We start from the raw sequence: 14,527 nt of genomic DNA, 5'->3' as shown, positions 1-14,527 counted from the left end.
CTGTCGAGGTCTACTTCGGATCGTCCTCGCGAAGGCCCGACGGGACTGCTCGAGCAGCTCCAGGTATCGAGGTCACGGCCAACTTCTCTTTGAGATCAGCAAGGACGAGTGGATCCGACAGGCCCGTCGCTCCATCACAAGCGACCAAATTCGCCCGAAGATGGTCGGGCCAGTCAGCGACGTCATCATCGAGCGCCAGCCAAACACGCGGTTTGCGGCGTTCAACGTCAGCCAAGATTTGCTTCCACCTTGGCGCGGCGCGAAACGACTGAAGAATCCATTCGTCTGCACCGTGATGTCGCCTATGGAATGTGCCACCGATGAATCTCGAACGAAGAGGCTCGGGCAGATGCCGGAGCGCCTTGCCGTAACCCGGCTTGACACACCAGCTGCTGCTGAGAACCAGCGAAACGGCGGGGAACTCCGAGATAGCGGCTTCCAGATGGTGCGCCCATTCAAATAGTAATCGTCCGGGCGCCTCTATGGGGCTCATGTAGATGCCCCGCTTGCGGTGCCACATCACAGCCTGGTGCTGCAGCACTCCGTCGAAGTCCACGTAGAGAACAATGTCAGCGCTGGGCAAAGGCCCGGCAGGTAGATAAGGAGCGGCGAGGCTTTCGGACACCATATTGAGCTAAGGCCAGACGGCCCTTTCGAAGTGGGCGCGCAAGGCGGTCTCGGCCTTGTCGTCGACGCCGATGAACGAACCGCACGCGACAAGTTTGTCCATGTGATCGTCGAACTGCCACTCGGCGTCGTCGAGCGCCACCCATGGTTGCGCAACGCCGCCATTTGCCTCCAGCCAGGCGACGATCTCTCGCTCGCGACGGGCCGGAACGTAGCCGGCGGGGTCTCGACCTGGCCAAGGGGTCGTGCCAATGATCCGATGCCGCAATCCCTCGGAGAAAATCTCGCGTAGCTGCTCGAGGGACAGACGCTCGCGCCAAGCCGAGCTGATCACCACTTGCACGTCCGCGTACTCGCGCAGCAATGCTTCCAGTCGAGGCAAGAAGCAGAAAGGTGCCTCCACAGGGAGGTGGCCCTCCCCTTCCGGGTGCAGCACTCCGTCAAAATCAAGGAACAGGATCATTCGCGCCTCTATCGTCCGCTCGGGCAGACTCCCAAACCGAACCCATCGAGCCGTCCGGACCATCGTCTTCAGCGCGATGCGTGGGGCAGAGCGATGCCCAGGGCCCTCGGTCGTTGTTGATCACGGACGGCGCGCCACAGACGATGCAGCAAGATCTCAATTCGACTTCGAGCTGTAGGACCCGTTCATTGATCGCCAGCGCCACTGGCGCATGGCCCTCCACCGGCTCGCATGCGTGTCGAACCACCTCCGTCGGCCGATGGATGTTGATGGCGACTCGCGCCTTGCCTTCCATCTGATCGCCAAAGCTTGGTGAGCCGAACTTCTCGCGCAGCCGCGTCCAGTGAAAGCCGCGCTTGTCCGTGCCAAGGAGCTTGTCGATATCTTCGCAGGCCTTTGCCAGGGCCGGCATCCAGCCCCGATAGAACGCGTAGGCGCGGCGATGCTCCTGCCCTTCTAACGGGAACATGTAGGGGAAGCGCGCGTGCAGGGCGCTCGGCGTGATGCCCGGCCTGAGTGGAACTAGAGCGCCGACGTCACGGAGCACGTTGGCGTCGACGCCATATCCGCCGCCGGTGTTTATTCTTGAGATTCTGCTGACCATTCTGGGCTCCTGGATGGAGCCGAATCGATCAGCTCCTTAAGACGGGGAAGAGAGGGATTGCGCGTTCGCGGACTCGATCCGCGATGACAACATGCCGCAAATGGGCATGACCTCGCGCACGACCATCGGCACGTCGGTGCCGAAGTGTTTGGTGTTTGCAATCGAGGTGTTCAACATGTCTTAAGGAAAGAGGCGACTCCATATTAGCCTGCACGACGATGGCTGCGCAAGGGCAACTGCGCCCTGCCTCCATCCACGGTACTGGGCGTCGGATCCATGCCCAGTCAGGTGCTGACGATCGAGGACCAGACCACGTTTCATGTCTGGGCGCGGGAGCACTGCGACGCTGACGTTCTGTGCCTCTACACCGCTGGAATGCCCTCCCCTGCCTGGCGAGCTATGTATCTCCGGCTGCTCTCCGAGTTCACGGCCGCAACGCCGGTGCTTCACTGGGGCGACGTCGACGAGGCGGGTTCCGGATCGCAGCCTTCCTGAGCCGGTGTGCGGCCGAGGCCGGCCACGCCCTTCGGCCGTGGAGGATGCGTCCGGCGGACGTTCCTGAGTCGTTGCGCCGAGCGGCGCCGGCCCGCACCGTGGAGCGGATGGTCATGTTCGCCGGCGAGGCGAGGTGGAACGACATTGCGCAGGAGCTGGCGAAAGCCAAGTTCGTCGCCGAGCAAGAGGGCTGAGCTGCCGCATCGGCGAGCTCTGGGTGCGCAGGTGAAGGCTTTGTCGAGGCCTGGATTGAGAGGGAAGCCGACGGGGTTCCGCGAGCGACGGCAGGTGCCGAATGGTGCCGCATGCCGATGCGAGGTCGCAATTACCTGTTCATAGATACAGAACTGGATAAACACTCAGGTATACTGGCACTCGCCACTGATGAGTGCTGAAAAGGGACGCAATCGGCGGCAGCCCGTTCACGGCTTCGGTGGACAAGGTAGTGCTTGAGTCGAAAGGTTCGCGTGCCCATGCTTCACAAAGTTCTTTTCTATCCCGTCGGCAATGGCGACACGTCGCAGGTCGTTCTGAATAACGGCCGCCGAATCCTCTTCGACTTTTGCCATCGGCAGAAGTCCGAGAAGGAAGACACACCCGAGATCGATCTCAAAAAGCGCCTCAAGTCCGAGCTCAAGGACGCCGACAGGGATGACTTTGACGTTGTGGCATTCACCCACGCGGACATGGACCACATCCAGGGAAGCACTGAATTTTTCGAGTTACAGCACGCGGCCAAGTACCAAGGAGATGGCCGAATCAAGATTCGGGAGCTCTGGGTTCCTGCGGCCATGCTGCTCGAAGAAGCATCCAATGACCAGCAGAGCGACGAGTTCGTGCTCTGGCGGCAGGAGGCAAGGCATCGACTGCTTGAGGGCCATGACATCCTGGTGTTTTCACAGCCGCAGTTGCTGATGGATTGGCTGATCCCAAAGCTCAAGGAACGAGGCGAATCTGCGGATGCGCGAGACCACTTGTTCATCGATGCAGGGACACTGGTTCCGGGTTTCACGCTCGCGGTTGATGGCGCGGAGTTCTTCTGCCACTCGCCGTTTATCGAGCACTGTGATGAAGGAGATGTGATCCGCAATCGGGCGGCCCTCGTCTTCAACGTACGCCTGCGCGCTGACGGTTCAGATTTCGACTATCTCGAGGTGGGTGATGCGACATGGGAGGATCTTGAGGACATCGTCCGCACGACCCGCGCGCACAAGAACGACGACCGGCTGGCTTGGGACATCTTCAACATCCCCCACCACTGCAGCTATCTCGCGCTGAGCGATGAGAAGGGAGACAAGGAGACGACACCGAAGCCGTTGGTGAAGGACCTCTTGCTGATGGGCAAGAAAGACGGATACATCGTGAGCTGCAGCAACCCCGTGACCGACGTCAAGGAGTCGTACGAGCAGATTCAACCGCCGCACATCCAGGCCCGCAAGTGCTACGAGCGCTACAAGGATGAGGTCGGCGCTAGAAAGGTCCTCGTGACGATGGAAGAACCGAATGCGTCGAAACCCGAACCCCTGGCCTTCGAGATCCGAGGGAGCGGGCTTTCGTGGAAGCGCTCCACGAGCTTCGGTGCTGCGGCCATTGTGACAAGCCGACCTTCTCGTGCAGGCTAGTGGCTAACGATTTCCACAACCTCTGCAACGTCGTTGAGGTCACTGGCGACGATGGCCTCTTCATCCATCGGGCCCGCGCGCTGCTGGCTGCAATCAAGGTTGATCGAGACTACTCGCTGGTCCAGGTCCTCAAGACCAAGCCCGACGTTGACCCGAGGATGGAAATCCTCATCGTTGATGTCGAATGTGATGGGGTGCCTTCCAAGAACGCCGTTGGCATCGAGTTTCGCGAGCGAATTGCGTTGTGCGTTCCTGCGGACGACGAGAAGCTCGTCGAGATAGCGGCGATGCGCAAGGGCTTCCCAGTGCTCATGCATCAGAATCACGGGTCGCGCGAAGGGCCGGCAAGCCTCTGCTTGTACTTCGAGCCCGTGAAGTCGGTGCTGCGGACATGGACCCCGCAGCGATTCCTGCGCCGAATCCAATGGTGGCTCGAACAGAGCGCCAAGGGCGAGTTGCATGCGGCCGATCAGCCGGTCGAGCAGCTCTTTTTCGTCTCGAAGTACGAACTCGTGCTGCCGTGGAACATCGGTCAGCTTCGAGCCGACCCCAACCTGCGGCCCATCGTCCAACGAGGGCCACAGCGCTCTGATGGTGCGACCTGCTTCCTCCACTTCATCCCGAGGCAGGACAACTCTCCCCGAGGCACGGTGACCCACATCGAAATCGAATTGCCAGCGATCGTCCAGGGTTTCATCGAGCGCGATCCGACCACTTTCGGTGAGCTCGCTGATGCTCTGACCGGCCGTGGCATCGATCTGCTCGCTCCCCTGAAAGAGGCGCTCGCGGCTGGGGTTGGCGCCGGCGGGATTCCGGTGGAGAAGGCTGAATCCCTTCTGGTCGTAGCGTTGAACGTTCCGATAGCGCGCGACGCGACTTCGGAACCCACTCAAGTTTCTCAAAAGGCCTTCGTCATCGACGGCGACGTTCGCGAGCTTGGCGTTGCGACTGGAGCGCTCATGGTTCACGAGAAGCGCTACTTTCGTGATGAAGCCTCGGCAGCGCTCGGGGTGAAACCAAGCGATTCGTGGAGATCCAAAGCGCTCTTCCCGATGGAAGTTCTGCGCACCAATGACGCCGCGGCTTCGCGAAGGCAGTCGAGCGTCGACGATGAGGGGCCCACCGCAGTCTTGGTCGGCGCCGGCTCACTCGGAAGCAGTCTGTTGAACCTATGGGGGCGTTCTGGCTGGGGCCGTTGGACGGCGATCGACAAGGACCACATCAAGCCACACAACCTCGTGCGGCATGTCGCTTTCGCCCAGCATATCGGGCAGCTCAAAGTGGATGTTGTGGCCGAGCTTACCGGCGCCTTCAGCGACGGAGCTCTGGCCGTCAAACCGATTGGCGCCGACGCGACGAACAAGACCGATGAAGCAGTGACCCAAGCCTTGGAAGCGGCAGAGCTGGTCGTCGATGCTTCATCGGCCCTCGACTACCCGCGCCTCTCGAGCAACCTTGAGGGAGTCGGCCGCCACATCTCAGTTTTCTTGACCCCGAGCGGGAATGGCGCAGTCCTAATGGCTGAAGACGCGCAGAGGACGGTGCGGCTTCGCACGCTCGAGGCGCAGTATTACCGAGCGGCAATCCGCCAGCCGTGGGGCGAGCATCATCTCGACGGCAACCTGGCGACATTCTGGAGCGGTGCCAGCTGCCGCGACATCTCCGTGGCGCTGCCGTATTCACGCATTTCTGCGCACGCTGCGACGCTTGCCGAACAGACGATGGTCTCCTCGCGCAAGTCGGCCGCCGGGATTCGGGTGTGGCAGCGCGACGCAGAGTCAGGCGCCGTCACCGTCCATGATGTTGAGCCGATTGCAGAACGAAAGTTTGAGCTCGGCGACATGCCGATATTCTTGGACGAGGGCTTGATCAAGCTGCTGCAGGCCGCTCGCGAAGAGGCCCTCCCTGCCGAGACTGGCGGCGTACTGCTGGGCTATATCGACTTCAACGTCAACGCGATCGTCGTTGTGGACGCCCTGGCTGCTCCGCCAGACAGTGAAGGCACAACAATGTCCTTCGAGCGCGGAGTTGCCGGACTGTCCGCATTAGTCGAGGAAGCCAGCCGTCGAACCGCTGGCATCGTGGGCTACATCGGCGAGTGGCATAGCCACCCCCGCGGACACCCAGCATCGCCGAGCAGGGCCGACCTGATCCAACTGGCCGAACTGGCCTTGCGGATGGATGAAGACGGGCTGCCGGTACTACAACTCATTGTTGGCGACGGTGATGACCTCCAGCTCCTGCAAGGTGAGGTGCACAGATGAGCGAAGCATCGTCCATGCCCATCGCGCTGGCGCTATCCGGGGGGGGCGTCCGAGCAATGGTGTTTCATCTCGGTGTCCTGCGACGCTTGGCAGAGCGGGGGCTGCTCGAGCATGTGACGAAGGTCTCAACCGTTTCGGGCGGTAGCCTCCTCGTCGGTTTGATGCTGCAAGAAACGGAGATGGCCTGGCCCGGATCCGAGCAGTTCCTGCAGCGGACGCTGCCAGCGCTGCGAGAAAAGCTCTGCGCGACCAGTCTTCAGTGGGGTGCCCTTCGACAACTACGAAACCCATTGAACGTCCGGTACGTGCTCTCGCGATCGAACCTGCTCGCCCTGTGCTTGAAGAACGAGTGGGGAATCCATAGGGCCCTCTCGGCGCTTCCGGAGTCGCCCGAGTGGTCGATCAACGGGACCACTGCGGAGAACGGCAAGCGGTTCCGATTCAAGCGCAGTGACATCGGTGACTACAACTTGGGCTACGCAGGCGCTAGCCGGTTTCCCCTGGCAAGCGCGCTCGCCGTCTCCGCTGCGTTCCCCGGTGGGTTTGGCCCGTTGCGCCTTGACGCGAAGCGCTTCGAATGGCGCAAACGTCCTTGGGACGCGCCCGTGGGAAGCGAGCAGCCTGTGAAGATCGAATACGAGAGCCTCCACCTCTACGATGGTGGCGTGTACGACAACCTCGGCCTGGAGCCCTTCTTTGATGCTGGGCGCCAGCGGCCGAAGCTCGAAGGCCACTATCTGATCGCTTCGGACGCTGGTGCGCCGCTCGCGAAGGGATTCGATCACGCACAGCTCAGTGTTTTCCGACTCAAGCGGGTCGCTGACATCATGTCAGATCAGGCGCGCGCGCTACGAGTGCGAGGATTTGCCGGCTACCTTCGGACAACGCCCTCAGGTGGCGCTTACATCTATATCGATACGCCCGTGCGGGACAGCCGAGGCGAGGATTCGGCGCCGTACGTCGCGCGCTTTCCCACGACATTGCGCCGTCTTCAGCACTCCGAGTTCGATCGAATCTTCAATCACGGCTACAACGTGTCGCTTCGCGTCGAGCGAGAGTATGGGCTCTTCGACGCCGGCGTCAGCAACTCGGGAAAGGGATGGAAATGATGGACGCCCTGAAATCGGTTCGCACACGCTTTCGCGCCTACCAACTCGGTCAGGCCGGCGCGTCTTATTCATACTTTGCCAACCAGCACTTCACCCTCGTCGAGGGCATGGCAACAGACATCAATATCACGCAAGTGCGTCGCGAGATGGAGATCTGCGGAAAGGAGAGCGTTGACACGCTTCACATCACGAGTTGGGACAATGATCACTGCAGCAGTTCCGGTCTGAAGTGGATCCTGGAGGCGCTGAGACCGAGCCGCATCGAGTATCCGGGATATCCGCCGCATACCGATTCCGCGCGGAGCTGCCTGCAGGCGATCAGGTCCTACCAAGCAATTCGCCGCAACACCGGCGTCAAGGTGATCGCGCAGTGCATGGACCCGCCGTACCTTCAATCTTTGGAAAGCGGGAAAAAGCTGGGCTATCGCAACATCGTCTACCACCCCAAGGAACTGCGCGAATCCTCGAACGACAACTCCACCGTAAAGCTGTTTCGCGAGGGCAGCTTTAATGTTGCAAGCCTGGGGGATGTTGAAGATCCGGCCATTGCAGCGATGCTTCGGCGCTGCACCATCTTCAATCGAGAGACCGACGTTCTCATTCTTGCCCACCACGGGGCTGACAACGGGTTCACCACTCGGCGCTTCCTGAAAGAAGTCGAACCCCGTGTCGCGATCTGCACGAGCAACTATGACAACCATTTTGATCACCCTCGGCAGGAGATCAAGGACATGCTCTTCGAGCGGGGTATTAGGATCTTCACGACCAAGCACGGCGACGTGATCATCGAGTCTGTTCCGCCGCACACTGGAAAGTACAGAGTGGTGAATCTGAAGTCGAATTCGACGCAGATTTCTTCCGCCTATGAATATGAGGCGAAGAAGCGCAAGTTGTTGTCGATGAATGGCGACACTCTGCGTAACATCTACAAGCCTGGATTCAAGGGACTCAAGTAGCCTCGACCGATATCGAGTTGACTTTCATAGACCCCATTCGCGCGTCGATTCCGTTATGACTGAAGCCAACTCAACCACGGATCTGGATATCGGCACCCCGACGGCGCCCGCCTCGTTTATGGTGAGCGCGCGTGCGTTCGCAAGCGAGGAGCAAGCTCGCAGTCTTGCTGGAGCAGTCGGCGAGTCTGTGCGCCTTTTGAGCTGCAACTTTGATCTCAGTGGGCTTGACGGTGTCACGGTGGCCTACGACTATCCTCAGGCTCTCCTTGATCTCGATCGTGGCTATCAATCCAAACATCAATTGACGTCGAGCGACGGCCTGGCCGTAGGGGTCGCGATGACGCCGTCGGTTCTGCGAGCGGGTGCCCTAAAGAGCCACATCGTGTTCAATGCGGCCTTCGTCGCTGGCATTGAAGACGCGAAGCACGAGAACTACCGCTTTGCGCTGCACCTGATTGCTCATGAATGTGCGCACGCTGAAATCACGCGCAAGTTCGATGCCGCATTTCCAGGTGTCCTCTTACGCCAGAGCCATGCCGACAGTCGCACCCACTATCGATGGGACTGCATCCTCGCGTGCTGGGACGAGTATGCCGCCACACGTCTGAGCGCCGAGTTTGGCGAGGACCCCACGGATGGATACGAGAGGACCTTCCTAGGGCATCTGGCCCAGGCTCGGAATGTCGCCAATGATCGGATCAAGGCATATCGAATCCACCACAAACTTGATCAGGTGCTTGCGGAGGTCTATTCCGAGTACGGCAATTTGCTCAAGTTCGCGGCCTACCATTTGGGGAATCTCGACGGGCATGGCGTCGATCCAGGAGACCGCCCGGAGACTGCTGCCGCGCTGCGCGAACATTGGTTTGCCCCGTACTTCGAGCTCTTGCATACCCGATGCCGGGCCATCGCGGAGGGCTATGGAAGGTGGAATGACATGAGGTCGTTCGATCTCATCGGAGATCTTCTGGAAGACGTGCTTGCCGCCGGGGGCCTTCATTTTTCGCAGACGCCCGACGGCAGGTTGCAGGTCAACATCCCATTCACCGCTGAGACGATGCCCGGCTAACTTGCCCCGTTGACCATAGAGTTCATGTCGCGCATCACGGCCGACGGGAAACGTAGCCAGCGCGTGCCTTCATGCGCCACCTTTACCTTGGATACCTTGCGCAGTACCGCAGCACTGAAGGTGAGATCGCTTGTCAGAAGGTGTCGGTTGCGCGATTTGGGAAGATCGCTTGGAGTGGCGCTGGAAAGGCATCCCCGATCTGCCTGGCCCTCTTCACCTCGTCGGTGTGCAGGTAGACCGACGTCGTCGCGACCGAAGCGTGTCGCAGGTTGTCTCGCACCGTGGTCAGCTCGACCCCTCGCGCGAGCGCATGGGTTGCATGCGTGTGCCGCCTATCTCTTCAGCGACATAGGAGGCACTATCTACCCTTCCCGACTATGTCTTGCACCTTGCCGACAGCCTCGTGGCACGCCGGGTTGCGCTTGAGAAGCGCGACATAGTCTCGGACCCCTCAACACAGCCCGGTGGGGCAAGGGGTTCGCCATGAAGTTCGTCATCAGCAATCAGGTGGTTCTGTCGCGAGTTCCGGACGGGCCGATCGCGCCGTACCTGGGCGGATTTGCCGACTCGCTGATCGCAACGGGATACACGGCGTGGTGGATTCACCGCCAAGTCCTGCTCGGCGCCAGCTTCAGCCAATGGCTTGGCAGGAAGGCGGTGGCCCTGCAAGACCTGACCTCCGATCATCTGACGCGGTACTTGCAGCATCGAGCCCGACGCTTGCGGCCCAGGCGCGATGACCATGGGGCGCTCACGCACTTGTTGGGCTTTCTGCGACGCGAGGGAGTGGTTCCCGAAGAGACGACCGCGGTGCCCACGCCGTCCTCTGTTGATCAATGTGTCCTCGCCTACGAGGCGTATCTGCGCGAGCAGCGTGCCCTGACCACAGCCACGATCGTCAACTACGTTCCGTTCGTACACGCCTTCCTCGAGCATCGCTTCGGGGCGGGGGTGGTCAAGCTGTCGTGCTTGAGTGCCGCCGATGTCGTGAACTTCGTGCGGCATCAGGCGCCACGTCTGCACAGGAAGCGCGCCAAGCTCATGACCACCGCGCTGCGTTCGTTCCTGAACTACGCCCGGTTTTGCGGTGACGTCGATGTGGATTTGGCGGCCGCTGTTCCCGTCGTCCCCAACTGGTCGATGGCATCGATCCCGCGCGCAATCGGGCCGGCTCAGGTGCGTCAGTTGCTGGCCAGCATCGACCGGCGCACTGCGCTCGGGCGCCGCGACTATGCCATCGTGCTGCTGCTTGCCAGATTGGGGTTGCGTGCTGGTGAGGTGGCGTCCTTGCAGCTCGATGACATCGACTGGAAGGCGGGGCAGCTGAGCGTGCACGGCAAGAGTGGCTATCGCAACAAGTTGCCCCTGCCAGCCGACGTCGGCAGAGCGATCGCCGTCTATCTGAAGAGCGGTCGACCTCCGAGCACCAGTCGAAGCGTCTTTCTGCGCGCGCGAGCGCCGGTTTGCGGCTTCCAAGGGGGCTGCACCGTTGGGTCCATCGTGCGGCATCGCCTGCAGCGCAGCGATGTCGACGCCCCCACCTTCGGTGCGCATCAGTTTCGTCATGGACTGGCCACCGAGATGTTGCGCGGCGGCGCGTCGCTGGGCGAGATCGGTGAGCTCCTGGGGCATCGCCATCCACAGACAACGATGATCTACACGAAGGTCGACATCCAGGCTCTGCGCAAGCTGGCACTGCCGTGGCCGGGGGATGCGCGATGAACACACTACAACAAGCTGTCCAAGACTATCTGGCGATGCGGCGCGACCTGGGCTTCAAGCTCAGGGAAGCCGGCGACGGCCTGCTCGAGTTCGCCGCCTTCATGCGCCGACGCCACGCGGCCTACATCACTTCGGAGTTGGCTCTGGCATGGGCGCAGCAGCCCAGTGATGCGACGCCGACCCATTGGGCGCAACGACTGAGCTTCGTTCGCGGATTCGCCCGCTATCGCAGCGCGACAGATCCGCGCACGCAGATTCCGCCGCCAGGCTTGTTGCCATTTGAACCCCGGCGGGTACGCCCCTATCTGTATTCCGACGAAGAGATCAGCCGCTTGTTGCGTGCAGCGCTCGCCATGCGCTGCCGTTATCGGCGTGACGCACTCAGGCCGAGGTTATTCCACTGCCTGTTCGGACTCCTGAGCGTCACGGGCCTGCGACTCGGCGAGGCGCTCAACCTCAAGCTTTCAGACGTCGACCTGGATGCCGCGGTGCTGACCATCCGCGGTGCCAAGTGCGGCAAGGACCGCCTTGTGCCCTTGCACGCGTCCACCTGCCACGTGCTCAGACAGTACCTTGCCGAGCGTGAACTCATTTGGGCCCGTCCCGTGTCATCCTACGTGTTCGCCTCGAAGTGGGGTCATCGACTTGATACCGGGGATGTGCATCGGACTTTCTATGCGCTGTCGCGGCAGATCGGCCTGCGCGGCCCGTCCGACAGCCACGGGCCACGCCTGCATGACATGCGTCATCGCTTCGCGACGAATACGCTCGTGCGCTGGTACCAACGGGACCAGGACCCCGAGCGCCTTCTGCCGGTGCTGTCGGCCTATCTCGGACATGTCCACGTCGCCGATACGCAGTGGTATCTGAACGGGTCCCCCGAACTGATGCGTGAGGCCATGCGTCGCCTCGAACACTGCTGGGAGGGGCGGCCATGATCCAACTCGCCAGCCTTGCCTCGCTGCTGGAGCGCTTCTTCACACAGCGCTTGATGCTGCAGCGCCAGGCCAGTGCACACACCATCAGTTCCTATCGCGACACCTTCCGCCAGTTTTTGAATTTCGCCGAGAAGCGGCTGCACAAGCCGCCGTCACGCCTGAACTTCGAGGAGATCGATGCGCCCTTGATCGCAGCGTTCCTCGATGACCTGGAGAAGCGCCGTGGCATCAGCGTTCGCAGCCGCAATCTGCGACTCACAGCGATCCATTCCTTCTTTCGCTTTGCGGCGTTCGAAGCTCCGGCGCATTCCGCGCAGATCCAGCGCGTCCTGGCCATTCCGAGCAAGCGCTACACGCGCACCCTGGTCCCGTTCCTGACCCGCGCGGAAGTCGACGCCTTGCTGCTTGCTCCGGATCGACACACATGGTCGGGGCGGCGCGATCACGCATTCATACTGGTGGCGGTGCAGACCGGCTTGCGGCTGTCCGAGATGACCGCGCTCACGCGCGACGATCTTATCCTCGGGACAGGGGCGCATCTGCGCGTGATCGGCAAGGGCCGCAAGGAGCGATGTACGCCGTTGGCCAAGCCAACGCAGGCCGTCTTGACCGCCTGGTTGCGCGAGCGACAGCGCGGCGACGGGCAAGTCTTGTTTCCCAGTGCCAAGGGCGAGCGCCTGAGTGTTCATGGGGTGCAGTACCTGCTGAACAAACATCGATTTACGGCATCGAGCACCTGTCCGTCGCTGCGACAGAAACGCGTTACCGTCCACCGCTTGAGGCACACCATGGCCATGGACCTTCTGCAGTCCGGCGTGAGGCGCTCCGTGATTGCCCTTTGGCTCGGGCATGAGAGCGTGGAGACCACGCAGATCTATCTCGACGCATCCCTCGCGATGAAGGAACAGGCTCTGGCCAAGGCCACACCACTTCAGGGGCGATCGATTCGGTATCGGCCCAGCGATCAACTCATGGAGTTCCTCAACAGCCTGTAGGTCGCCGGACTATGTCGGGCAAGCGCGCGGCAGTTGCGCGGCGCAACCAACGAAACCGCGTCATACCGGTCCGTGCGCGTCTTTCACAAGACATAGTCGGGAAGGGTACATAGTGTCGCATCCAGTGCGGCGTTGCGCGCCGCAGCTTTTCGGCGGTGACAGGGCTGATTTCGCGAAGCGTATGAGCCACATGCAGGAAGAACCGCCGCATGATGGCCCAGAGGCGCGCCGCGGTGATCCCGCTAGCGTCTTCGGCGAGCCCGGCGACGAGCGCGGTTTTCGGATCCCAGCGCGATCGCGTGATGGGCAACCGTCGATGAGCGAGATAAAGATCAATCGCTCCGCGGGCAAGCAGCGGCAGCGCGACCTTGCCGTGCTTGCTGCCCTTGCCGACGACGTTGAGCCAGAGATCGTCCTGCGCGTCCTCTTCGATATCGCCCAGACGCGCGCCGACCATTTCGCTGGGACGAAGGCCCGTGGCGTACCAGAAGTCCAGAACGAACCGCAGGCGTTGGGCGCCCTCCTCGCTCCATCCGCCGATCCACTCGATGCCATCAGCGCACGAGCGGATCAACGTCCATTCGTGCTCCGTGAAAACACGCGACGAATCGAAGGCGCCCCCTCGCTGAGCCCCCTTCACCTTGACGCCGGCAAACGGATTGGCGAGGAGGTATCGCTGCTCGATCAGCCATCGATAGAGCGCCCCGAGGACGGACAGCGCATACGCGACCGAACGGCCGGAAAGCGGCCCCTGAAACGGGCGCCACTCGGGCGACGACCGCGGCCGGGCCGGCCCGACCCACCGATCGCGAGGTGTGGGCCGGCGAAGGAACGCGCGATACGCAATCGCATCTTCCGTGGTCAGCGACGACAACGCCTTGCCGCGCTCAAGAATCGCCCAAAGCATGAGGCGCTCCGCCTCCTTGCGGTAGGCGCGCTGAGTGGCGGCGGATTCCTGCAGTTCCAGCCAGGTTCGCACGGCTTCGTAGTCGTTCCGCGCGGAGAGCGTGCAGGTCGCCTGCGGTGCTCTGAATGCGCCTCGGGAGCCGTCGACCTCCGTCGGAGCGACAAAGCGCTCCCATGGTGGGGTTTCGGTGCGGGGAACAACAACCAGCGCCCTCGCCTGCTCGGTCAGCCTCGGGTGTGCTGCAAAGAACGCCTCGATCTGGCTCGCGCTGCGGGCGCCGAGTCCTGGAACGGTGGCCCACCAGCGGCGCCGATGCGGCACGCGCACGGTCAGGTCGGCCAGGGTCTTGATGCCGCAGGCCGTGATGGCCCGCGCGGCGCGCGCCGGCAGCCAACGCCCAACCTTGTCCGTCACGAGTGGCTCGGGCACGGACAGGTTGCGCAGGGTTTCGATCGCAGCCTTGACCGCGGAGGCGCGCGCGTCCCGCTCGGCCGCGGGATGCTCCATCAGTGCCGCGAGGTCGTCCCTGTGCCTGGCCCGTGCGTAGCCAGCCAAGCCACGGCGGATGGCGCCAAGCACCGCGCGGGAGGACTGCCCTGTTGCCTTGTCCTGACCAAGGTATCGCGCGACGGCTGCGCGAGCGTCCAAGCCCGCATACCAGGCACGTAGCGCCGCAAGCGCGTCGGCGCTCGGAAATTCATCCTGTGGCCTTCGTTTCGGAGCCGGCCTGGCGTCCGGAGCACTACTTTTCATGCA

13 protein-coding genes and 1 pseudogene are annotated in these 14,527 nt (G+C 62.0%); 9 read left to right on the top strand and 5 right to left on the bottom strand.

The features are described from left to right. Positions 1-10: 10 nt before the first annotated feature. Genes VAR608DRAFT_RS02690 through VAR608DRAFT_RS02680 form a run of 3 tightly spaced genes read right to left on the bottom strand, consistent with a single transcriptional unit; the run spans position 11 to position 1,694 of the window. The gene (locus VAR608DRAFT_RS02690; protein ID WP_088952665.1) at positions 11-628 is read right to left on the bottom strand and encodes an HAD domain-containing protein; all 618 of its coding nucleotides are present in this window, start codon (positions 626-628) and stop codon (positions 11-13) included. Between the two features lie 6 nt (positions 629-634). Further along, the gene (locus VAR608DRAFT_RS02685; protein ID WP_088952664.1) at positions 635-1,090 is read right to left on the bottom strand and encodes an HAD domain-containing protein; all 456 of its coding nucleotides are present in this window, start codon (positions 1,088-1,090) and stop codon (positions 635-637) included. Continuing rightward, positions 1,074-1,694, bottom strand: coding sequence for a hypothetical protein (locus VAR608DRAFT_RS02680; RefSeq protein WP_088952663.1), 621 nt, complete (start codon positions 1,692-1,694; stop codon positions 1,074-1,076). The genes VAR608DRAFT_RS02685 and VAR608DRAFT_RS02680 overlap by 17 nt, the downstream gene beginning before the upstream one ends. Positions 1,695-1,970: 276 nt before the next feature. Between VAR608DRAFT_RS02680 and VAR608DRAFT_RS38435 the strand changes: the two genes are divergently transcribed. From VAR608DRAFT_RS38435 to VAR608DRAFT_RS02650, 6 genes are all read left to right on the top strand, one after another. After that, entirely contained in the window at positions 1,971-2,189 is a 219-nt protein-coding gene (locus tag VAR608DRAFT_RS38435) for a Wadjet anti-phage system protein JetD domain-containing protein (RefSeq protein WP_088952662.1), read from the top strand. A gap of 473 nt (positions 2,190-2,662) precedes the next feature. Then, positions 2,663-3,811, top strand: coding sequence for a hypothetical protein (locus VAR608DRAFT_RS02670; protein ID WP_231973170.1), 1,149 nt, complete (start codon positions 2,663-2,665; stop codon positions 3,809-3,811). After that, positions 3,811-6,075 carry a Mov34/MPN/PAD-1 family protein gene (locus tag VAR608DRAFT_RS02665; protein WP_088952660.1) on the top strand — a complete coding sequence of 755 codons (2,265 nt, stop codon included), beginning with the start codon at positions 3,811-3,813 and terminating at the stop codon, positions 6,073-6,075. Before VAR608DRAFT_RS02670 ends, VAR608DRAFT_RS02665 begins: the two co-directional genes overlap by 1 nt. Further along, on the top strand, positions 6,072-7,184 hold the full coding sequence (locus tag VAR608DRAFT_RS02660) for a patatin-like phospholipase family protein (protein WP_088952659.1): 1,113 nt from the start codon (positions 6,072-6,074) through the stop codon (positions 7,182-7,184). Before VAR608DRAFT_RS02665 ends, VAR608DRAFT_RS02660 begins: the two co-directional genes overlap by 4 nt. Continuing rightward, the gene (locus tag VAR608DRAFT_RS37760) at positions 7,181-8,140 is read left to right on the top strand and encodes a ComEC/Rec2 family competence protein (protein ID WP_231973168.1); all 960 of its coding nucleotides are present in this window, start codon (positions 7,181-7,183) and stop codon (positions 8,138-8,140) included. The genes VAR608DRAFT_RS02660 and VAR608DRAFT_RS37760 overlap by 4 nt, the downstream gene beginning before the upstream one ends. Positions 8,141-8,195: 55 nt before the next feature. Further along, positions 8,196-9,209, top strand: coding sequence for a hypothetical protein (locus VAR608DRAFT_RS02650; protein ID WP_088952657.1), 1,014 nt, complete (start codon positions 8,196-8,198; stop codon positions 9,207-9,209). Positions 9,210-9,342: 133 nt separating this feature from the next. On the opposite strand, the pseudogene VAR608DRAFT_RS38430 reads toward VAR608DRAFT_RS02650, so the two are convergent. Continuing rightward, a pseudogene (locus tag VAR608DRAFT_RS38430) lies at positions 9,343-9,540 on the bottom strand (hypothetical protein); the annotation flags it as partial. Positions 9,541-9,692: 152 nt separating this feature from the next. On the opposite strand from VAR608DRAFT_RS38430, the gene VAR608DRAFT_RS02640 reads away from it, so the two are divergent. From VAR608DRAFT_RS02640 to VAR608DRAFT_RS02630, 3 genes are read left to right on the top strand one after another with little or no spacing between them, the layout of a single operon-like run. Continuing rightward, positions 9,693-10,931 (top strand): site-specific integrase, encoded by a 1,239-nt coding sequence (locus tag VAR608DRAFT_RS02640; protein WP_088952656.1) that lies wholly within the window; start codon positions 9,693-9,695, stop codon positions 10,929-10,931. Further along, on the top strand, positions 10,928-11,869 hold the full coding sequence (locus VAR608DRAFT_RS02635; RefSeq protein ID WP_088958558.1) for a tyrosine-type recombinase/integrase: 942 nt from the start codon (positions 10,928-10,930) through the stop codon (positions 11,867-11,869). Before VAR608DRAFT_RS02640 ends, VAR608DRAFT_RS02635 begins: the two co-directional genes overlap by 4 nt. Next, positions 11,866-12,864, top strand: a complete 999-nt coding sequence (locus VAR608DRAFT_RS02630; RefSeq protein WP_088952655.1) for a site-specific integrase — start codon at positions 11,866-11,868, stop codon at positions 12,862-12,864. Before VAR608DRAFT_RS02635 ends, VAR608DRAFT_RS02630 begins: the two co-directional genes overlap by 4 nt. On the opposite strand, the gene VAR608DRAFT_RS02625 is transcribed toward VAR608DRAFT_RS02630, so the two are convergent. Further along, a complete protein-coding gene (locus VAR608DRAFT_RS02625; protein WP_088952654.1) occupies positions 12,851-14,524 on the bottom strand; it encodes a phage integrase family protein in 1,674 nt (557 codons plus the stop codon). The genes VAR608DRAFT_RS02630 and VAR608DRAFT_RS02625 overlap by 14 nt on opposite strands. Positions 14,525-14,527: the final 3 nt, after the last annotated feature.

This window comes from Variovorax sp. HW608, assembly GCF_900090195.1.
Classification (GTDB): Bacteria; Pseudomonadota; Gammaproteobacteria; order Burkholderiales; family Burkholderiaceae_C; genus Variovorax.
This window is presented reverse-complemented; position numbering and strand designations above follow the sequence as displayed.